This window comes from Methylobacterium indicum (assembly GCF_001043895.1).
Taxonomy (GTDB): Bacteria; Pseudomonadota; Alphaproteobacteria; order Rhizobiales; family Beijerinckiaceae; genus Methylobacterium; species Methylobacterium indicum.
Genome location: NZ_JTHF01000232.1, coordinates 1 through 18,854 on the forward strand (window position 1 = coordinate 1; position 18,854 = coordinate 18,854).

Genomic DNA, 18,854 nt, shown 5'->3' on the forward strand with positions numbered 1-18,854 from the left:
CCGGGCCGATCGCGGCACGCGTCGCCTCGTCGCCTGCCTGATCCTGATGGTGACCCTCAACGGCATGACGACGCCCGGCCTGTACCAGGACTGGAACGTCAACGTGCTGGCCTACATCGCGGTGCTGGCCTACGCGCGGGCGGCCCGGCGCGAGGCCAGCACCGCGATGTAGGCCAGCACGTTGACGTTCCAGTCCTGGTACAGGCCGGGCGTCGTCATGCCGTTGAGGGTCACCATCAGGATCAGGCAGGCGACGAGGCGACGCGTGCCGCGATCGGCCCGGGCGGCGAACCGGATCGGCTCGACGAGGCAGAGGATCGCGAAGCACAGGCCGACGATGCCGGTACCGGCCCAGGCGCTGAGGAACATGTTGTGCGAGCTGGTGATGAACACCGCCTCGCGGCCGAGCTCGTCGGCGAGCCCGGTGGTGGGGATCAGGAGCTGCACGAAGCGGTCGGCGGCCGAGAACCCGGACCCGAGCAGGTGGTCCCGCGTCGCCGCGATGAAGATCGGCCAGAACTGGCCGCGGCCGGTGGCGTTGGCGAGCTCCACCCGGGGCTTCTGCAGGATGACCGAGAGGGCATCGAGCAGAGCCGGGAAGCTCGACAGGCCGACCATCAGGAACAGGAACACCCCGGTCGCCACCACCGCGAGGACGATCCCGGCGAGGCGCACCCCCGGGCGGCGCGAGGCGATCATCAGGGCCGGCCCGACCGCCGCGAGCGCGCCCGTCGAGGCCGCCGACCCGGCGATGATGAACCCGGCCGCCGCCAGCGCCAGGTAGCGGCCCCGGCGGGGGTTGGGCGGCCCGAACACGACCGCGAAGCCGAGCGCGGCGCAGACCAGCGGCATCATGTTGTTCTTGGCCGAGGAGAACACGATGCCGGAGGACAGGCTCGTCAGGATCTCCGGCGTCACGGAGACGAGCCAGGCGACCGTCACGATCGCCAGGAGATCGGCGAGGCGCTGCCGGATGTCGGGCCGGTCGAAGATCAGGATCAGCGCCAGGGTGAAGACCGCGAGCTCGCCGGTGCGGTAGAGGGTGTAGGTCGGCACGATCGACCACGCCGCGCTCAGGCCGTTCATGCCGATCATCAGGGTGAACGGCAGGTAGGGCATCGCGAAGGGCAGGAGCAGGATGCGCCGGTCCGCGGCGATCTTCACCGCGAGGTAGAGCGCGGTGAGCGCGGTGAGCACCAGGGTGACGACGTTCGAGGCCGTCAGCCCCTGCTCCAGCACGGCGTTGCCGTCCTCGCGCGGGACCGTGAAGACCAGCGGCATGAAGGCGAAGACCACCGTCAGGGCGAGCGGCCAGAACACCGGCGCTCCCCCGGAGGGCGGGCGGGTCTCGAGGCGGTGGCGCAGGATCGGGTAGGCGACCGAGAACCAGGTCGCGACCCCGACGGCGATCAGGGCGTTCAGCATCGCTCGGAGGTCTCCGCCCGGGGGAGCGCGCCGCGGCCGAGGGCGACGACGAGCGCCAGGAGGGACGCGCCGTGCGCGATCGCCACCACCGCCGCCGCCCCGGCGGCCCCGTAGCGGCCGATGAGCGGCTGGATCAGCGCCAGCGACACCGCGAAGCTGACCGCGAAGGCGCGGAAGATCACGTCGGTGCGTCGCCGGGCACGGAAGATCTGCGCCGCCATGTCCCGCAGGAAGATGAACACGACCCCGAGGGCCAGCCAGCGCAGGCACGGCGCGAAAGGAGCGTAGGGCGCGCCGAAGACGAGGCGCAGCCAGAGGTCTGCCGGGACCGCCACCAGGCCGAGCAAGATCGCGACCGGCAGGCCGAGACGGCGCGTGACGCCGAGGAGATACGCCCGCAGGGCCGGCTCGCCGCCGGTCTCGTAGGCACGGCCCGCCCCGGTCGGGACCACGTTCTCGGTCGCGGCGAGCATCAGCAGCACGATGCCGACGAGGTACTGCGCGGCCCGCAAGCCCCCCAGGGCCTCGTCGCCCAGGGCCGCCCCAGCCAGGATCCAGACCAGCTGCTCCTGCCCGAAGGTGACGAGGACCACCGGCAGCAGCCAGCGCGCCATCTGCCAGTGCCGGCGCGCCGCGATGGCGAGACGGCGGCGGCCGGGATCGGCCGCCCGGGCGAGAAGGGCCGGCAGCGTCGTGAGGAAGGCCGTGAGCGCGAGGATCTCGACGAGGCGCGGCGCATCGAGGGGGATGCCGGCCGCCCACAGGCCCGCGACGCCGAGCGGGAACGCCACCGCCCGGGCGAGGTCCATGACGAGGGCCCGGCCGCCGCCCTCGTAGGCGAAGAGCAGCCGCCGCGCGGTGAGCTGGAGGTTCTGGGCCAGGGTCAGGGCGCCGGCGGCGGTCACGAGATCGACCGGAATCGCCTCGCCGCGGGCGTGGAAGTAGAGGGCGAGGGCCCCGGCGACGCCGAGGGCGAGGCCGGCCGCGAGCACCAGGGCACCGGCGCTGACGGCGGCGGCGTAGCGGGCCGGATCGCGGACCGAGCCGGCGAGCGTCATCAGCGGTGCGGTGACGAGCGCGTTGTGGAGCCCCTGGGCGAAGCCCGCGACGATGAGCACGAGGGCGAAGCGCCCGAACGCCTCCATGTCGATCAGGCGGGCGGCCGCGATGCCGGCGAGGAAGCCGAAGCCGCTCACCGCCCCCTGGTCGAGGAGCGAGAGCAAGGCCGGCCCGCGCAGCCGGGCGACGAGGGCGGAGGCCATGCTCACCGGGCGAGCGCCGCCCCCGCCGCCATCGCGACGAGGCGGCTTCGTCCGTAGAGCCAGAGCGGGCCGCTCGACGCGACGTTCCGGGTGACCCCGCGCTTGAAATCGTAGACGCCGCGGTTGTTCGCCGGGTCGATCCCGCCGAAATCGAACACCCGGCACCCCTCCTCCGCACCGCGCCGGATGAAGCTCCACACCGCCAGGTGGGCGGCGGCGTTCGCCTTCGCCCGCTCGGTCGAGGCGGTGAAGAAGTCGGTGAAGCGGTCCCGGCTCAGATGCGCGATCCGGACCAGGCAGGGCTCCCCGTCCTCCCGGATCTCCAGGATGACGTGGCGCGGGTCGTTCGCCGCGAGGTCGCGGTAGGCGGCGGGGTCGAAATCGTTGGAAAAACCCTTCCGGGTCTTCAAGGCCGCGTACATCGCCGTGAAGGCATCGAACGCGGCGAGCCGCTCGGCCGGGTCGTCGAGGAAGCGGACGGTGAGGGCGGCGTTGCGCTCGGCCTTGCGGATCGCCTTGCGCCAGCGCTGTTCCATCTCGGCCAGCACCGTCTCGGTCCCGCGGGTGAGGTCCACCTCCAGGGTGTGCCGCCCGGCCGTCGTCACCGGTTTGAACCCGCCGGCCAGGAGGCCGAGGACGGCCCCCGGACTCTCGGCGCGGCTGAAATCCACCACCACGAGGTCGAGGGGCCGAAGCGCCAGATGGGCGAGGAGCGCCGACACGACCGCCTCGCCCTGGCGCTCGCCCTTGTCGGTGAGGAGCGGCCCACCCTGGATGTAGACCTGCCGCGCCGGGCCCCGGCGCCGCACCTGGACCTGCGCCAGCCCGAGCAGGTCGCCCGCCTCGTCGACGACGCGCAGCCTCGCGACGTCCGCGCCGCGGCGCGCCTTGTAGGTGCCCCAGCCCGAGGCCGCGAAGATGGTACCGCGGGCCTGCGCCCAGACGGCCTCGTCCCAGGCCGGCACATCGGCCGCCGGGAGGACCCGCAATCCCGTCTCGCGTTCCGTTCCGGTCATGGAAACCCTGTACCAGGATGCGACGGACATCGCCGTCTTCGCCCCCGTCACGCAAGTGGCGCACCGCGGGACAAATGACGCACCGCGGGGTCGACGATGCATGGCAGGGCCGGCCGCGCACAGGTTTGTTAGGCATGAACGGCGACGGCGCGACGAAGACCCGGGCATCGGTGGCGCGATCGGCCGGACGCTACGTTGTCCTCTCGACTTGCGCCCGCACCGGAACGACCTCACCCTCGTCGGACGGCGCTATCGCAACGGCGGGTGAGATGCTGCTACCGTTCAAGTCCCTCGCCCGCGACCACCCGCTGATCCGCGCCCTCCTGTTGCGGGCGCTCGCGCGCCTCCGCCGGCTCGCCCACGCGCCGCCCGGCCTCTACACCCTGTGCTACCACCGGGTCCCGGACCGGCACCGGGCCGGATTGGCCGCGCAGATCGGCTACCTGCAGCGGCACGGCCGCTTCGTCGGGGCCGATGAGGCGGTGACGCTGCTGGAAACCGGCGCGGCGGCGACGGAGCGGCACTTCCTCGTCACCTTCGACGACGGCTACGCCGACACGGTCGAGGTGGCGCTGCCGGTTCTGCGGGCGGCCGGCGTGCCGGCGATCCTGTTCCTCGTCTCCGACTGGCTCGACGCGCCGCCGGCAAGCCCGCCCGGTCCCTATGTCGACCGGGAGATGGTGAGGATCTGGCTCGATGCCGGCATGGAGATCGGCTCGCACGGCCGCAGCCATGCCCGCATCGCCACCCTGGACGACGTCGCGGCCGAGCGCGAGATCGCCGGTTCGCGCCGTGCCCTCGCCGTGGAGACCGGCCAGCGGGTCCGGCACTTCGCCTGCCCCTGGGGCGTGGCCGAGCGCGACTACCGGCCCGACCGCGACCCGGGCCTGGCGCTGGGCTCCGGCTACGCCACCTTCTTCACCACCCGCCGGGGCGTCGCCACCGGCGCCGCCGACCTCCCGGCGCTGCCGCGCCACGTCATCGAGCCGGAATGGCCCTTGCACGAGATCGACGCCCTGATGGGAGCCCGCCTTGCCGGGCGCTGACGTGACGGATTCCCGATCGACCGACGCCGACCGCCCCGTCGTGGTGGTGACCGGGGCGCTCGCGCCCTACACCCAGGTACTTTACCGAGCGCTCGCCGCCGCCCTCGACGCACCGCTCACCGTGCTCGCCTGCGCGGCGCGGGAGCCGGCGCGGCAATGGGAGCTCGCGGCCGCCGACGGCTACGGCTTCTCGGTGCTGCCGGGCCTGCGCTGGCACCGGGACGCGGTGCGCAACCTCTACGTCAATCCGAGCGTCGTCCCGCGGCTCGCCGCCGCGCGGCCGGCGGCGGTGATCCTCAACGATTTCTCGCCCACCATGGCGATGGCGGCCCTCGCCGCGCGTGCGCTCGGCATCCCCTACGGCATCCGGACCGACGGGGTGCCGGAGACCGATCCGGGCACGCGCTCGCCCGCCCACCGGGCCCTGCGCCGCGCCATCGTCCCGGGCGCCGCCTTCGGCCTCGCGCCGAGCACCGGCAGCCGGACGCTGCTCGCCGCCTACGGGCTCGCCCCGGCGAGGATCTTTCGCGCCCCCCTCTTCCCGGCCTGGGAGGCGAAAGCCGCGCTGCCCGACCCCGAGGCCCGGCCCTACGACGTCCTGTTCTGCGGCATCCTCAACGAGGAGGTGAAGGGCGCGCGCTTCTTCACCGACGTGATGCGGGCCTGCGCCGCCGCCGGGCGCCCGTTGCGGGTGCGGGTGGCGGGCGACGGGCCGCTGCGGGACGAGATGGCGGCCCGCCTCGCGGAAGCCGGGATCGAGGCCCGGTTCGACGGTTATCTCGCGCAGGACGCCCTCGCCGAGGCCCATACCTCGGCGCGGCTCCTGCTCTTCCCGAGCCGCGGCGACGTCTGGGGCATCGTGGTCAACGAGGCGTTGCAGAGCGGCACGGCGGTCCTCGCCTCGCCCCATTCCGGCGCCGCCCGCGAGCTGCTCGCGGCCGAGGGCTGCGGCGTGGTGCGGCCGCTCGCGGTGGAGGCGTGGGCGCGGGAGACCCTGGCGCTCCTCGACGATCCCGGCCGGCGGGCGCAGCTGCGGCAGGCGGCGGCGCGGGCGATGCCGGACGTCTCCCTCGCCCGCGCGGTCGAGGGCTACCGGGCGGCCCTCGCCTCCCTGGGCTGACGCGTCTCTCAGCAGACTTGCGTTGGCAGGCCAACGCTTCGCCCGCTCAGGTTATTGTTTTATCGCAGATTTTTGACGCCGAACCGGTCTCCACTTCGGCGAAATCCGCTTAGAGCACTTCAAGATCGCGCTGCAATCGCGAAGCTTTCTAAGTCTTTGGTTTGGTGCATGGTCTTCGACGAACCGGCATCCACTTCGTCGGAAAATGCTCCGGCGCCCCCAGGATCGTTCGCCGCCTCACGGGCGGTCGAGGCCGGCGGCGGCGAGGAGCGCGCGGTCGAGGCCGTCGCCGCCCGCCGACAGGGCCTCGCGCAGCTCGGCCTCACCGGCATAGACCATCACGTCGCAGGCGTCCCCCTGCTCGGCGCCGAGATGCAGGCAAGTGCGGACGACGTAGTGGTGGTCGGCCGTGCGATAAAGCGTCTGCGTCACCGGGAGGGCATCGCCGGGCGGGCTCGCCGCCCGTCCGATCGGCCTCGCGAACAGACTGACCGGATCCGTCGCGCCGGTCGACGGCGTCGGTGCGGGAGAACGGGACGGTTGGGGCATCGTCATCCTGATCAGCGCGGCACTTCCCCCGATGTTGCGGAGTATTGCCGATGATTCCGGCGCACCGCCACCGCTACGGCACACCATCGACAACAACTCAAGGTTTTGTCGACGTGTGCGGATCGACCTGACGGCGCACCGGCTATTGCGCCATGACAGCATGAACCGGCCGTCGGCGCATCCACAATTGACGGCTTGACTGGTCCTGGCGGCGGTTATTCACGGTTAAAGTGGCGATCGGCGCATCCCGGCCCGCGGAGACTGGACCGGCACTACGCCTCGCCGCCGTCGAGGGGCGCGATCGGCTCGTCCTTGATCTGGTCGATGGCGAGCGCCGTGCGCACCGTGCGCACGTTGGGCAGGCCGGTGAGGTGGCCGACCAGCTGCTGGAAGGCGCCGAGATTCGGTGCGACGCATTTGAGCAGGAAATCGGTCTCGCCCGAGAGCGTCCAGCATTCCCGCACCATCGGCCAGCCGCGCATCTCCGCCGCGAAGGCGGCGAGCTCGGCCTGGCCCTGCGCGGCGAGCTGCACCATGGCGAAGCACATTACCTCGTAGCCCAGCGCCTTGGGCTCGAGCAGCGCCCGGTAGCCGCGGATGATGCCGGCCTCCTCCAGCGCCCGGACCCGCCGCAGGCAGGGGGGCGCCGACAGGCCGACGCGGCGCGCCAGCTCGACGTTGGTGATCGAGCCGTCGGCCTGCAACTCCCGGAGGATCGCCCAGTCGATGGCGTCGAGACGGGCGGGCAAGGCGGCGACCACGATCCTGGCGGGTGGAAAGGCGACGGCAGGAATGCCCGGCGGGCCGCATGAGTAGCCGGCCCCCGGGGCCGGCACAAGGTCGCGCTCCGCGCGTGGCCCGTCCCGCGGCCCGTCCCGCGGCCCCGGCTCCCCTCTTCTGGGGGGCTGCCGGTGCGGCGCGGACGGGCCAAGGTATGCCGCCGGGGAGCGCCGGCCCTCCTCCCCCGAGCCGACCCACCGGACATTATGAACGCCGCGCCCCTCTCCGCCCCGCTCGACGTACCGTCCCGGCCCGCCCTGGGCCTGCCGGAGGTGCTGGCGCGCCTCGACCGCCTGACCGACTGGGAACGGCGGCCGCGCGGCGGGATGCGGGTCGGCCTCGCGCCGATGCACGATCTGCTGGCCCGCCTCGGCGCGCCGCAACGCCGGCTGCGGGTGGTCCATGTCGGCGGCACCAAGGGCAAGGGCTCGGTCAGCGCCCTGATCGAGGCCGGGCTGCTCCGGGCGGGCCTGCGGGTCGGGCGCTATGCCTCGCCCCACGTCGAATCGGTCACCGAGCGGGTCTGCCTGGGCGGCGCACCGGTGACGGAGGCGGTGCTCGCCCGGGCCCTGGCCCGGACGCTCGACGCCCACGAGGCCGCGCGGCGGGACGAGAGTGCGGGTGGCGACGCGACCTGGTTCGACGTGCTGACCGCCGCCGCCCTCCTGATCTTCGGCGAGGCGGGGCTCGACTGGGCGGTGATCGAGGTCGGGCTCGGCGGGCGGCTCGATTCGACCAACGCGGTCGACGGCGAGGTCGCGGTGATCACCAATATCGGGCTCGAGCATACCGAGATCCTCGGCCATACCCGGGCCGCCATCGCCGCCGAGAAGGCCGGCATCCTCAAGCCCGGCGCCGCCCTCGTCACGACGCTCCCGCCGGAGGACGAGGCCGGCGCCGTCGCGGCGGGGCGCGCCGCCGCCCTCGGCTGCCCGGTGCTGCGTCCCGTCCTCCCGCCCGGCGCCTCGATCGCCGAGGAGAACGCGGCGCTCGCGGGCCTCGTCCTCGATCATCTGGGCCGGGATCATCCGGGCCTGCGCGGCCTGCGCAACCGCGGCGGCGCGCCGGTGAGCGCCGCCCTTCTCGACGGCGCGACCCGCGCGGCGGCCTGCCTGCCGGGCCGGCTCGAACGGCGGACGATCCGCAGGGCGGAAGGCCCGGTGCCGGTGGTGCTCGACGGCGCCCACGTGCCGTTCAACCTCGCGGCGGTCCTGCGCGATCTCACCCGCGCCGACGATCTCCCCGGCCCCTGCATCGCGCTGGTGGCGATGGCGGGGGACAAGGATGCGCCGGGCTTCCTCGCGGTCCTCGCCCGCCACGCCGCGAGGCTCGTCTGCACCGAGATGCCCGAGCGCCGCGGCCACGGTGCCGAGATGCTGCAAGCCCTCGCCGCGGTCGCGGGGGCCGAGGCCGAGGCGGTGGCCCTCCCGGGGGCGGCCCTCGCCCGCGCCGCGGATCTCGCCGCGGCGCGCGGGGGCTGGCTGCTCGTCACCGGCTCGCTCCACCTCGTCGGGGCGTTGCGGGGGGCGACGCAGGCCGAGGCGTATGGTCGGGGTCGGTCCCCCTGGCCGGAGCCGTGATCACGGGCGACCGGTGAGACCGATCCGCCGCGTCACGTCCGCGGCAGCGGGCCGCCTTTCGCCGTCACCTCCGCGCCGTGCCGCCTAGCGAGGACCGTGACGACCTGGGCCAGAACGTAGGAATCCCGATCCAGCATCACGATGGGAATGCAGAGGGTGTCGGGGCGCCTGTGCCAGGCGTCGATCGTCGTTCCGGCCCGGAACGGATTGTGTCGCACCCGGATCGGGGCACGCAGCGTCAGATGGAGATGGGCGAGGAAATTCGGGGTGTACACGACGCGGACCCGGGACACCGTCGCCCACGGGATCGTCGCTCCGGCCCGCCGATCCTCGATGTTCCGCGACCGGATGATCAGGACGGGCTCCGCCTGGAAGGCGTCCCGCAGGCAGGTCCAGCCCTGAGGCGGTCCCTGGACACCGAGGAGCAATCCGGCGGGGAGGCAGCCCACCACGACGACCCAGGACACCCACTCCGATGGGTGTGTCGCGACCAGCCAGAGCATCATGGCGACCATCGCCATGCAGAGCAGGCCCATGGCCAGCATGACGAGGCCGCAGAGGTACTGAAGGACCGGGCGAGTGTGGACGTCGAGCGGCAGATCCACCGGGATGGGAGGAATCGCGTAGGTCCGGCCGAAGCTCGGCAAGCCCGGCACCCGGACCGTTTCCGTGTCCTGCAGCATGGCAACAACGATACGCCGATGGATGCCGTCCGACCATGCGAACGAGACGCTGCCGGGGCGGATTTTTACGTCCGCCGATGACGGAAGACGCTGCCGGCACGGGCGGTCCGATGAGAGCGGTATTCGGCCTACCGCAGGAACGCCAGCGCCAGCGGCACCAGAACCGCCGTCAAAAAGGCATTGAGCCCCATGGCGATGCCCGCGAAGGTGCCGGCGACCTCGCTGACCTGGAAGGCGCGGGCGGTGCCGATGCCGTGGGCGGCGAGCCCGACGGCAAAGCCGCGGGCGCGGTAATCGGTGATGCCGAGGCGGTCGAGGAGCGGGGTCACCATGATGGCGCCGAGGATGCCGGTGAGGATCACCAGGACGGCGGTCAGCGTCGGGTCGCCGCCGAGCGCCGAGGTGATGCCCATGGCGACGCTGGCGGTGACGGATTTCGGCGCCAGCGCGATCAGGATCGGGTCCGGCACGCCGAGCAGCTTCGCCGTGCCGATGCCGGCGACGAGCGCGACCGTGGAGCCGACGGCGAGGGCCGCCAGCATCGGCACCAGCACGCGGGTCACGGTCTTGCGGTGCTCGTAGAGCGGGATCGCCAGCGCCACCGTGGCCGGGCCGAGGAGGAAGTGCACGAACTGCGCGCCCTCGAAATAGACCGCGTAGGGCGTGCGGGTGACGATCAGCACGAGGCCGACCATCCAGATCGCATGCAGGACCGGGTTCGCCAGGGGGTGGCGGCCGGTGGCGGCCGACACCCGGTCGGCGACGACATAGGCGGTGAGCGTCACGGTGAGCCACAGGAGCGGCGTCCGCGTCAGGAACACCCAGAGGGCGAAATCCCCGGTCATCGCCCAGTCCGCTTCGCGACGAACGAGAAGGTCAGCACGGTGGCGACCAGGGCGAGCGCCGTCGAGACCACCAGGGCCACCGCCAGCGCCAGGCCGTGGGCGGCCAGCACGTCGAGCCGGCCGATCACGCCGGCGCCCGCCGGCACGAAGAGCAGCGAGAGGTGGGCGAGCAGCCCCTTGCCGGTGCGCTCGAGGGTCCCGTCGACGAGGGGCGCGGGCAGACCGCCGGGCCGCCGGTCGCGCAGGATCAGCACCCCGAGGAGCAGCGCCATGCCGACGACCGGCCCCGGCACCGGCAGCGCGAAGGTCCGTGCCAGAATCTCGCCGACGAGCTGGCACAGCAGCAGGAGCGTGAGGCTGAGGATCATGCCGCCGCCCGGGCCGGGCCGGAAAGCCAGTGGTCGAGGAAGGCGTCGAGCCAGGCCGCAACGCGGCCGTCATGCATGAACCGGCCCTCGATCTGGCGCGCCCGGTCCTGCGCGCCGGGCAGGCGCAGGCGCTCGGCGGCGCGCACGGTCCAGCGGCAGATCATGGCGTGAGTCACCTCGGGGTGGAACTGGAGCCCGAAGGCCGCCGGCCCGACCCGGATCGCCTGGGTGGGGAAGTCGTCGCCGGTGGCGAGCGTGTCGGCCCCGGCCGGGCAGGAGAACCCCTCCCGGTGCCAATGGTAGACGTGGGACGGCCAGGGCTGGCCGATCTCGCCCGCGAAGTCGCGCCCGGCCTCGGTCGGCAGGAGCGGGTAGTAGCCGATCTCGGCCCGGCCCTCCGGGTGGGCGCGAACCGGGGCGCCGAGGCACTTCGCCAGCATCTGCGCGCCGAGGCAGAGGCCGAGGAACGGGCGCTGCTCGCGCAGCGGCACCTGGATCCAGTCGATCTCGCGCCGCACGAAGTCGTCGCCGTCGTTGGCGCTCATCGGCCCGCCGAAGATCACCGCGCCGGCATGGTGCTCCAGCGTCTCGGGCAGCGGGTCGCCGAAGCGCGGGCGGCGGATGTCGAGGGGGTGGCCGCGCTCCTGGAAGAGCCGGCCGAGGCGGCCGGGGGTCGATTGCTCCTGGTGCAGGATCAGGAGCACGGGCTTGCGCGGGGCCTCCGGCGTCACGACGGAACTCGCCATCACCGGGCGGGCACCTGCTGGGCCGGCAGCCCCGCCAGGGCGACCGCCCGGGTGGCGGTGATCGCGGCATCGTCGAAGCCGAGGAGCTGGCCGACGCGCCAGACGAGATCATCCTCGAACTCGTGGACCTGGCCGTCGGCGGCGGCGACCGCCCAGGCGAGGCCGAGGAGCCCGCGCCGCTCCTCCTCCGGCAGGTCGCGGCCGATCATCTCGACGAGTTCCGCGACATCGCGGGTCTCGTCGTCGAAGCTGATGGCGCGGGCGATCAGCGCCTTCGCCTGCGCCTCGGTCGGGACGAAGCGCTGGGTCAGGAGGCGGGCGAGCCGGTCGCGCTCCACCGCCGCCAGCGTCCCGTCGACCCGTGCGACGTGCACGAGCAGGGCCGCGGCGGCGAGGTGCTGCTCGGCCTCGGCATCGAGCGGCGAGGCGGGCGCGCCGAACATCTCGGCGGCATAGGCGCGAAGGCGGGCGATCAGAGGCATTGGGAGGATTGGGTTTTTCCGGCTCGTCCCATCGTCCGGTCTCGGGGGCCCAGCGTCAAGCGCCGTTCCGCGCCGACGCCCGCCCGGAGCCCTGCGCGGGCGGCAAGCCGGTTCAGGTGTCGCTTGGAAACCACCCCGGCGGAGCCGGACCACGACCGCGCCCGGTCCCGGCTCGTCGCCTCGCCGACACAGCCTTGCCAACCCGACCGCCCCCGGCTATGAGAGCGCCACCGAACGCCGCAGCGCCGGCCCGGTCGGCGCCGCAATAGCTCAGCTGGTAGAGCACCTCATTCGTAATGAGGGGGTCGGGGGTTCGAATCCCTCTTGCGGCACCACTCGTCTCCACCACAAGCAGTTTGCGGTCATCGGCTGGATCTCGGATCCTCCGGTGTTTTTTGCATGTCCGGTCCTCTGCCGCCTGCCCCGTGCGGGTGCGGTGATCCGGCCATGAAACAAATCTTCAGCCCCTTCCCCGCATCAGCGGCGACGACGATTGTTCGCACGAGGCGCCCGCCCCTCCCCCGGCGGCGGAGAGTACCGACCGATGAGGCGTTCCCGCGTGCCCGGTGCAGGCCTGGCGTCCTGGACCGAGATCGACACCGGCCCGATTCCCGGGGGTGGGGCCCTGCGGCTGGTGCGACGCGACGACGAGTTCCTGATCGCGGTCGACGGGATGGAGCTGATGGGCAGCCATCGCAGCGGTTCGGAGCGGGAGCTCGCGGAGCTTGCCTGCGGGGCGCTCTGCGACCATCCGGCGCCGCGGATCCTGATCGGCGGGCTCGGCATGGGCTTCACCCTGCGGGCGGCGCTCGCGAGGCTCGGGCCGCAGGCCCGGGTGGTGGTGGCGGAACTGGTGCCGGCGGTGGTGGCCTGGGCCCGCGGGCCGCTGGCGCACGTCTTTGCCGGCTGCCTCGACGATCCGCGGGTCGAGATCCGCGAGGCCGACGTCAACCGGGTGATCCAGTCCGGCCCCGAGACCTGGGACGCCATCCTGCTCGACGTCGACAACGGCCCGCACAGCCTGGTCAGCCGGTCGAACGACCGGCTCTACGATTCCTGGGGGCTGAAGCGGGCACGCTGGAGCCTGCGGCCGGGGGGCCTGCTCGGCGTCTGGTCCGGCTGCCCGGACCGCCAGTTCAAGGCGCGGCTGCAGCGCACCGGCTTTTCCGTGACCGAGCACCGTCTCCGTTCGGAGCGCCCGGGCCGGACGCCGCACGTCGTCTGGATCGCCCGAAAGCCCGCCGCCCCGGCCGCGTGACGCGAGGGAGCGGCGACGGCGAGCGGCGACGGCGAGCGGCGACGGGAAGCGCCCGACCGGATTGACGGCGGGCCGGCGCTTCCGCAACGCTCCGCCGGGGCGGCACGCGGGAGTGCCGTCTCCCGTCAGGGCGCCCCGCCTTGCCGGAGCGGACGGGTACCGGCGCGATGGCGGAACGGGAGACGACGGATTTCACGCTCGGGCGGCTCGCGGCCGAGCAGCAATTCGCCCTCTGGCACGACCTCGTGCGGCCGCTGTTCCGGGTCAGCCTCGAGACGCAGGAGGAGGCCGCCGCGTTCCGGGCCGATGTGCAGGCCGCCCCGGTCGCCGACGCGCTCCTGACCACCTGCACCGCGCGCGGACAGGTCTTCGCGCGCGACATGGGGGATGTCCGCAGCTCCGGCTGGGACCACGTCGTGATCCAGCACTACGTGTCCGGCCGCTTCGAGGGCCTGTGCGGCGACCGCACGGTGGCGGTGGAGGCCGGCGACATCAACGTCCTCGACCTCAACCGCACCTTGCGCACCCGGGCGACCGACTTCTCGAACCTGACCCTGATCCTGCCGCGGGACCGGCTGCCGATCGCGGCGACGCACGACCTGCACGGCCGGGCGCTCAAGGGCGGCGACGCGATCGCGGCCGTGATCGGCAGCCACCTGCGCAGCCTCGCCGCCCATGCCGGGTCTCTGTCGCCGCGGGAGGCGGGCAGCGCCCTCGACGCCCTCTGCCTGCTGCTCTCCGGCAGCGATCTGCGGGAGGCCGACCCGCTGGTCCGGGCCGCGGCCTCCGCCAGCGCCCACGAGCGGATCTGCGCCCATATCGACCGCCACCTCGACGATCCGGACCTGAGCCCCGCCACCCTCGCGGCCGCCTGCCGGGTGTCGCGGGCGACGCTCTACCGGCTGTTCGGCTTCGAGGGCGGGGTGATGGCCTACATCGCCGGGCGCCGCCTCGACCGGGCCTTCACGATCCTGTGCCGCCCGGAAGCCGAGCGCACCAGCATCGCCGAGGTGGCCTATCGCAGCGGGTTCACCAGCGAGACGCATTTCAGCCGCTCGTTCCGGGGCCGCTTCGCGATGGCGCCACGGGATGCCCGCCGCCTCGCCCGCGCGGGGCTGGCCCCGGCCCGGGCGGCGATCGGCCTCGCGCCCCACGACTGGATCGGCACGATGCGCCGCCTGCGCGAGACGTTCTGAGCCCTCCGCGCGGTCCTACGGCAGCGCGCCGATCTTCTCCTTGGCACGGGTCATGGTGTCGTTGCAGGCATCCGCCTGGCCGGAACGGTCCTGCTCGCGGGCCTTGGCGATCAGGGTCCGGGCCTCGGCGATATGCGCGGCCTCCGGCTTCGTCGCCGGATCGCTCGGCTGGCCTTGCGGCGGGGCCGGCAAAGCCTTCGGCGAGCCGGTCGTCGTCGGGGTCTCCCCGGTGACCTTGGCGGCGCCGGGGCTCTCGAGCCGGCGTTCGATCGTGGCGATCTGCTCGGCGCACGGCGTCGCGGAGGCGGCGGTGGCGAGGAAAGGCAGCAGGGCGGCCGCCCCGATCAAGATTGCGCGATTCACCGGTGACGCTCCTCGTGCGAGGCCGCCCCCTCCGGGCGACGCCGGGATGCAACGGCGCGTCGGCGTCGCGGTTCGCACGCGACCCCTCGGCTTCGGTGTCGCAGGCCTGCCGGGCGCCCCGCCCGCCGCGGGCATCGTGGCGCTCCCGGGCACCCTGCCATTCCGGGCCGGCATGCCTCCCGGGGTCGGCTCCGTCCTACAGGAGAACCTTCTCCTCTCTTTGGGACGCCGCGAGCGGACAGCAGGATGAAGCATTCCCCGAGGCTCTCCGGCCAGGCGTCGCTGCCGCTCCTCGTCGCGGTGACGATGACCGGAACGGTGGCGCTGCACATCTTCGTCCCGGCGCTGGCCGCGGCGGCGGCCGATCTCGGCACGACGCCGGTCGCGGCCCAGCTCACGATCACCCTCTACCTCGTCGGGCTCGCCTGCGGGCAACTCGTCTACGGTCCGCTCTCGGACCGGTTCGGCCGCCGGCCGGTCCTGATCGCCGGGCTGTCGCTCTACCTCGCGGGCCTGCTCCTCGCGATCCCCGCCCCGTCGATCGAGGTCCTGATCGTCGCCCGGGTGCTGCAATCGCTCGGGGCCTGCGGCTCGCTGGTGCTCGGCCGGGCGATGGTGCGCGACGTCTCGACCGCCACCGACGCCGCCCGCAAGATCGCGATCCTCACCATGGCGATGACGCTGACGCCGGCCCTCGCCCCGGCGATCGGCGGCCTCGTCGCCGGCGCCTTCGGCTGGCGGGCGGTGTTCGTGGTGCTGGCCGCCGTGGTGGCGGGCCTCGGCGCCCTGGTGGTGTGGACGCTGCCGGAGACGAACCGCCGGCCGATGGCGCTGCCGGGCGTCGGCGCCGTGGCGGGGGCCTATCTGCGGCTCCTGCGCAATCCCGCCTACCGGGCCTACATGCTGGCCGGGGCCTGCGCCGGCACCAGCCTCTACGCCTTCCTGGCGGTGGCGCCGTTCCTTCTCGTCGACCGGCTCGGCCGCTCCTCCCAGGAGGTCGGGCTCGATTGCCTGATCGTGGTGGCCGGGATGGTGGTGGGCTCGGGCATCGCCGGGCGCCTCGCCGGACGGATGCCGATCCGCCGCGCGGCCAAGATCGGCAACGGCGTCTGCCTCGCCGCCGCCCTGGCGCTGCTCGCCGTCGACCGGAGCGGCGCGCTCACGGTGACGACCCTGCTGGCACCGCTCGTGCTCTACGCCGTCGGCATCGGGCTCCTCGGGCCGAACGCGGTGGCGGGGCTGATGAACGTCGATCCCCATGCCGCCGGCTCGGCCTCGAGCCTGTACGGCTTCATGCAGATGGCGCTCGGCGCCCTGTTCACCCTGGCGGTCGCCACCTGGCACGACGGCTCGGCCATGCCGGTGGCGGTCACGCTGCTCGCGGCATCCGTCATCGCCGCCCTGTCGCTGCGGCGGACCTGACGGGTGGCCTCACCCGCCACCGGCGAGCCTGTGAACAGACGTTAACCTTTCCTTAACTCGGCCGTTGCCCTCACGGACCCGGCGTGCGACCAACTCGTTAACGAGAGCTTAACGGGTGTGGGTGCGGGTCGGATGCGTATCGCGGGTCGCAAGAACGGTATCGGACAGGCTGCATTCGCGGCCGTCGCCCTCCTGGCCTCGGTGACGGGCGCCGGCAGCCAGACCCTGGCGGCACTCCCCGCCGTCACCATCCCGGCGGCCCCCGTCGGCGAGGCGCGACCGGTCCCGGCCTGGACCGAGTTCTGCGCCCGCTACGCCCGGGAATGCGCCGTGGACACGAGCGAGCCGACGGAGGTCACCCTGACCCCGCGGCTGTGGCAGACGGTCACGACGGTCAACCGCCAGGTCAACACCGGCTTGCGCGCCGTCACCGACCAGGAGCACTGGGGCGTGCCCGACCGCTGGGACCTCGCCGAGGATGGCTCGGGCGATTGCGAGGATTTCCAGCTCCTCAAGCGCAAGCTGCTGGCCCAGGCCGGCCTGCCCCGCCGCGCCATGCGCATGACCGTCGTCATCGACGAGAAGGGCGAGGGCCACGCCGTCCTGATGCTGCGTACCGACCGCGGCGACTTCGTCCTCGACAACAAGACCAGCGCCGTGCTCCCCTGGCACAAGACCGGCTACACCTACATCAAGCGCGAGGCCGACGAGGCCATGCGCTGGGTCTCCCTCGGCCGGGCGGTGTCGCCGGTCGTCACCGCGAACCGCTAGCCTCCGGCTCGAACCGGGCCGCCAGGGCCTCGCTCGCCAGGATGGCGCTGCCGTTGGTCCAGGGCAGCGGCAGGATCACCCGCACGCCGGGCGCCGGCTCCGGGATCACCGGACGGGCGAGCGGCGCGGCGATCGGCACCGGGTCGAGACCGGGCCGCAGCGTGAGGGCCGCGGCCTCCCGGCCGCCCCGGGCGAGCAGCGCGACCGACCCGATCGCGACGATGAGCGCGGCCTGGAGTCCCAGCCGGCGTAGGGTCCGCATCATGTGAGCACCCGCCTGTCCTGCGGCGACCGTGTCTGGGACCAGTCGCTCGTTGGACAAGACCATCGAGCCGGGCCGCTTAACGTCCGGTCGTCGGGACGTCCGCTCTCTTCCCGGCGAGGCGACGACTTATCGCGATGATGAACGGAGGTTTTACACTGATCTCCACCCGGTGGTAACCTTGACGGATCGTCCTCGCGCCGGGCCGCGGACGGGCGGCGTGCCTCGGGATGGGCCGGAGCGGACGCGTGCGCTATATTCCCCGGCATGAGGATGCAGCGGGGAACGGTGCGGATGGGGTGGCCGGCGGGACGGATGCTGTCGCGGCTCGTCCTGTGGGGCCTGCTCGCGGGCCTGAGCGCCCCCGGCCCCGTCCACGCGCAATATTACGACGAGGGCTACGCCCCGCGCCGCGTGACGGAGGGCGCCTACGGCTACCGCCGCCGCGATCCCGGCTACCGGCCGGCGCCCGAGCCGCAGCGGCAGTTCTACTGGCCGTGGGAGGACCGCCCGGCGGCGGCGCCCCAGGCGCAGGATTACGGCCAGCCCGCGGCTCGCGGCGGCTACCGCACGCCCCGCCCGCGGCGCGAGCGCGAGCGCGAGGTCGTGCACAGCCGCGAGGGCCGCTCGGTGCAGCGGCCCAAGCCCCGCCCGGCTCCGGTCGTGGCGCGGCCCGCCGCCCCGAAGCCAAAGACCGACCCGGCGACCCAGATCGCGGTGTTCGGCGATTCCCTCGCCGAGCTGCTCGGCCAGGGCCTCGACACCGTCTACGAATCCTCGCCCGACGTGGCGGTGATCCGCCGCGCCAAGGGCGACAGCGGCCTCGTGCGCAAGGACGTGGTCGACTGGCCGAAGGCGGCGGAGGACTACCTCAAGACCAACCCGAAGGTCTCCTACGCCGTGGTGATGGTGGGCGCCAACGACCGCCAGCCCCTGCGCGACGGCGACCAGACCGTCGATCCCCTGAGCGAGCGCTGGCGCACCCTCTACCGCGACCGGGTCGACGCGCTCCTCAAGGTCTTTTCCGACCGCAAGGTCCCGGTCGTCTGGGTCGGCGAGCCGCCGATGAAGAGCGACACCCTCTCGGCCGACATCACCTCGCTCAACGAGATCTTTCGCGACCGGGTGCAGCGGGCGGGCGGCGTCTACGTCGACATCTGGCCGGCCTTCGTCGACGAGAACAACCGCTACGCCGCGACCGGGCCGGACCTCGAGGGCCAGCAGGCGAAGCTGCGCACCGCCGACGGCGTGCACTTCACGCAAGCGGGCGCCCGCAAGGCGGCGCATTTCGCCGATGTCGAGATCAAGCGGCTGATCGAGGCCAAGGGCGGCAGCCCGACCCCGCCCGACGCGGTGGCGGCCGTGAGCCCCGAGGCGCCGCCGCCCGCCGCCGGCCCGGTCAAGCTCGACGACGACGCGGCGATCGACCGGCTCATCACCGCGATGCTGCCGAGCCTGCCCGAGCCCCCCGGCATCCCGGCGCTCCCGGTCAAGCCGGCCGCCGGCCCGGTGGTGCCGCTGACCCGCACCGAGGTCGCGCCCAACGGCCAGCTCGTCACCGGCCGGCCCCGGATCGACCGCGACACCGGCTATACCCTGGAGCGCAGCCTGACCCGCGGCGTCGCCCCCCCACCCCAGCCGGGCCGGGCGGACGATTTCCGCTGGCCGCGGGGGTGAGGG

The 18,854-nt window shown here is 73.3% G+C and carries 20 protein-coding genes and 1 tRNA gene; 9 read left to right on the forward strand and 12 right to left on the reverse strand.

The genetic code is table 11. The annotated features are described in order from the left end of the window. Positions 1-129 precede the first annotated feature (129 nt). Genes QR78_RS24725 through QR78_RS24735 form a run of 3 tightly spaced genes read right to left on the reverse strand, consistent with a single transcriptional unit; the run spans position 130 to position 3,703 of the window. A complete protein-coding gene (locus tag QR78_RS24725) occupies positions 130-1,425 on the reverse strand; it encodes an O-antigen ligase family protein (RefSeq protein ID WP_082173837.1) in 1,296 nt (431 codons plus the stop codon). Further along, entirely contained in the window at positions 1,419-2,687 is a 1,269-nt protein-coding gene (locus QR78_RS24730; protein WP_048430254.1) for a lipopolysaccharide biosynthesis protein, read from the reverse strand. The genes QR78_RS24725 and QR78_RS24730 overlap by 7 nt, the downstream gene beginning before the upstream one ends. Positions 2,688-2,689: 2 nt before the next feature. Further along, positions 2,690-3,703, reverse strand: coding sequence for a lipid II:glycine glycyltransferase FemX (locus QR78_RS24735; protein ID WP_048430255.1), 1,014 nt, complete (start codon positions 3,701-3,703; stop codon positions 2,690-2,692). A 269-nt stretch (positions 3,704-3,972) separates the two neighbouring features. Between QR78_RS24735 and QR78_RS24740 the strand changes: the two genes are divergently transcribed. Both QR78_RS24740 and QR78_RS24745 read left to right on the forward strand, forming a co-directional pair. After that, positions 3,973-4,749, forward strand: a complete 777-nt coding sequence (locus tag QR78_RS24740; RefSeq protein WP_048430256.1) for a polysaccharide deacetylase family protein — start codon at positions 3,973-3,975, stop codon at positions 4,747-4,749. Beyond that, positions 4,736-5,869 carry a glycosyltransferase family 4 protein gene (locus QR78_RS24745; RefSeq protein WP_244276340.1) on the forward strand — a complete coding sequence of 378 codons (1,134 nt, stop codon included), beginning with the start codon at positions 4,736-4,738 and terminating at the stop codon, positions 5,867-5,869. Before QR78_RS24740 ends, QR78_RS24745 begins: the two co-directional genes overlap by 14 nt. Before the next feature lie 237 nt (positions 5,870-6,106). Here QR78_RS24745 and QR78_RS34390 read toward each other — a convergent pair whose 3' ends face one another. Together QR78_RS34390 and QR78_RS24755 are read right to left on the reverse strand one after the other, a co-directional pair. Further along, positions 6,107-6,301, reverse strand: coding sequence for a hypothetical protein (locus QR78_RS34390; protein ID WP_048461050.1), 195 nt, complete (start codon positions 6,299-6,301; stop codon positions 6,107-6,109). 389 nt (positions 6,302-6,690) lie between these two features. Beyond that, positions 6,691-7,167, reverse strand: coding sequence for an Lrp/AsnC family transcriptional regulator (locus QR78_RS24755; protein ID WP_048430289.1), 477 nt, complete (start codon positions 7,165-7,167; stop codon positions 6,691-6,693). Positions 7,168-7,404: 237 nt separating this feature from the next. Here QR78_RS24755 and QR78_RS24760 point away from each other — a divergent pair, with 237 nt between their 5' ends. Further along, entirely contained in the window at positions 7,405-8,778 is a 1,374-nt protein-coding gene (locus QR78_RS24760) for a bifunctional folylpolyglutamate synthase/dihydrofolate synthase (protein WP_244276339.1), read from the forward strand. A gap of 32 nt (positions 8,779-8,810) precedes the next feature. Here QR78_RS24760 and QR78_RS24765 read toward each other — a convergent pair whose 3' ends face one another. The 5 genes from QR78_RS24765 to QR78_RS24785 form a co-directional block, all read right to left on the reverse strand. Next, the gene (locus tag QR78_RS24765; RefSeq protein ID WP_048430259.1) at positions 8,811-9,461 is read right to left on the reverse strand and encodes a hypothetical protein; all 651 of its coding nucleotides are present in this window, start codon (positions 9,459-9,461) and stop codon (positions 8,811-8,813) included. Positions 9,462-9,589: 128 nt separating this feature from the next. Then, complete coding sequence (locus tag QR78_RS24770; protein ID WP_048430260.1) at positions 9,590-10,306, reverse strand: LrgB family protein; 717 nt, start codon at positions 10,304-10,306, stop codon at positions 9,590-9,592. Further along, entirely contained in the window at positions 10,303-10,674 is a 372-nt protein-coding gene (locus tag QR78_RS24775) for a CidA/LrgA family protein (RefSeq protein WP_048430261.1), read from the reverse strand. Before QR78_RS24775 ends, QR78_RS24770 begins: the two co-directional genes overlap by 4 nt. Continuing rightward, on the reverse strand, positions 10,671-11,420 hold the full coding sequence (locus QR78_RS24780) for a glutamine amidotransferase (protein ID WP_048430262.1): 750 nt from the start codon (positions 11,418-11,420) through the stop codon (positions 10,671-10,673). The genes QR78_RS24775 and QR78_RS24780 overlap by 4 nt, the downstream gene beginning before the upstream one ends. Then, positions 11,420-11,902 (reverse strand): tellurite resistance TerB family protein, encoded by a 483-nt coding sequence (locus QR78_RS24785; protein ID WP_048430263.1) that lies wholly within the window; start codon positions 11,900-11,902, stop codon positions 11,420-11,422. The genes QR78_RS24780 and QR78_RS24785 overlap by 1 nt, the downstream gene beginning before the upstream one ends. A gap of 259 nt (positions 11,903-12,161) precedes the next feature. Here QR78_RS24785 and QR78_RS24790 point away from each other — a divergent pair. The 3 genes from QR78_RS24790 to QR78_RS24800 all read left to right on the forward strand — a co-directional run bounded on the left by QR78_RS24790 (position 12,162) and on the right by QR78_RS24800 (position 14,356). After that, positions 12,162-12,237, forward strand: a tRNA-Thr gene (locus tag QR78_RS24790). A gap of 239 nt (positions 12,238-12,476) precedes the next feature. Then, positions 12,477-13,160, forward strand: a complete 684-nt coding sequence (locus tag QR78_RS24795) for a spermidine synthase (protein ID WP_167349682.1) — start codon at positions 12,477-12,479, stop codon at positions 13,158-13,160. Between the two features lie 140 nt (positions 13,161-13,300). Further along, positions 13,301-14,356: a helix-turn-helix domain-containing protein gene (locus QR78_RS24800; RefSeq protein WP_125900969.1), complete on the forward strand. Its 1,056-nt coding sequence runs from the start codon at positions 13,301-13,303 to the stop codon at positions 14,354-14,356. Between the two features lie 15 nt (positions 14,357-14,371). Here QR78_RS24800 and QR78_RS24805 read toward each other — a convergent pair whose 3' ends face one another. Continuing rightward, a complete protein-coding gene (locus tag QR78_RS24805) occupies positions 14,372-14,719 on the reverse strand; it encodes a hypothetical protein (RefSeq protein ID WP_048430266.1) in 348 nt (115 codons plus the stop codon). A gap of 246 nt (positions 14,720-14,965) precedes the next feature. On the opposite strand from QR78_RS24805, the gene QR78_RS24810 reads away from it, so the two are divergent. Both QR78_RS24810 and QR78_RS24815 read left to right on the forward strand, forming a co-directional pair. Further along, entirely contained in the window at positions 14,966-16,141 is a 1,176-nt protein-coding gene (locus tag QR78_RS24810) for a multidrug effflux MFS transporter (protein WP_048430267.1), read from the forward strand. 132 nt (positions 16,142-16,273) lie between these two features. Next, positions 16,274-16,912 (forward strand): transglutaminase-like cysteine peptidase, encoded by a 639-nt coding sequence (locus QR78_RS24815; RefSeq protein ID WP_048430268.1) that lies wholly within the window; start codon positions 16,274-16,276, stop codon positions 16,910-16,912. Here QR78_RS24815 and QR78_RS24820 read toward each other — a convergent pair. Beyond that, positions 16,896-17,177, reverse strand: a complete 282-nt coding sequence (locus QR78_RS24820) for a hypothetical protein (RefSeq protein WP_048430269.1) — start codon at positions 17,175-17,177, stop codon at positions 16,896-16,898. The genes QR78_RS24815 and QR78_RS24820 overlap by 17 nt on opposite strands. 291 nt (positions 17,178-17,468) lie before the next feature. Between QR78_RS24820 and QR78_RS24825 the strand changes: the two genes are divergently transcribed. After that, positions 17,469-18,851, forward strand: coding sequence for an SGNH/GDSL hydrolase family protein (locus QR78_RS24825; RefSeq protein WP_048430270.1), 1,383 nt, complete (start codon positions 17,469-17,471; stop codon positions 18,849-18,851). Positions 18,852-18,854 lie beyond the last annotated feature (3 nt).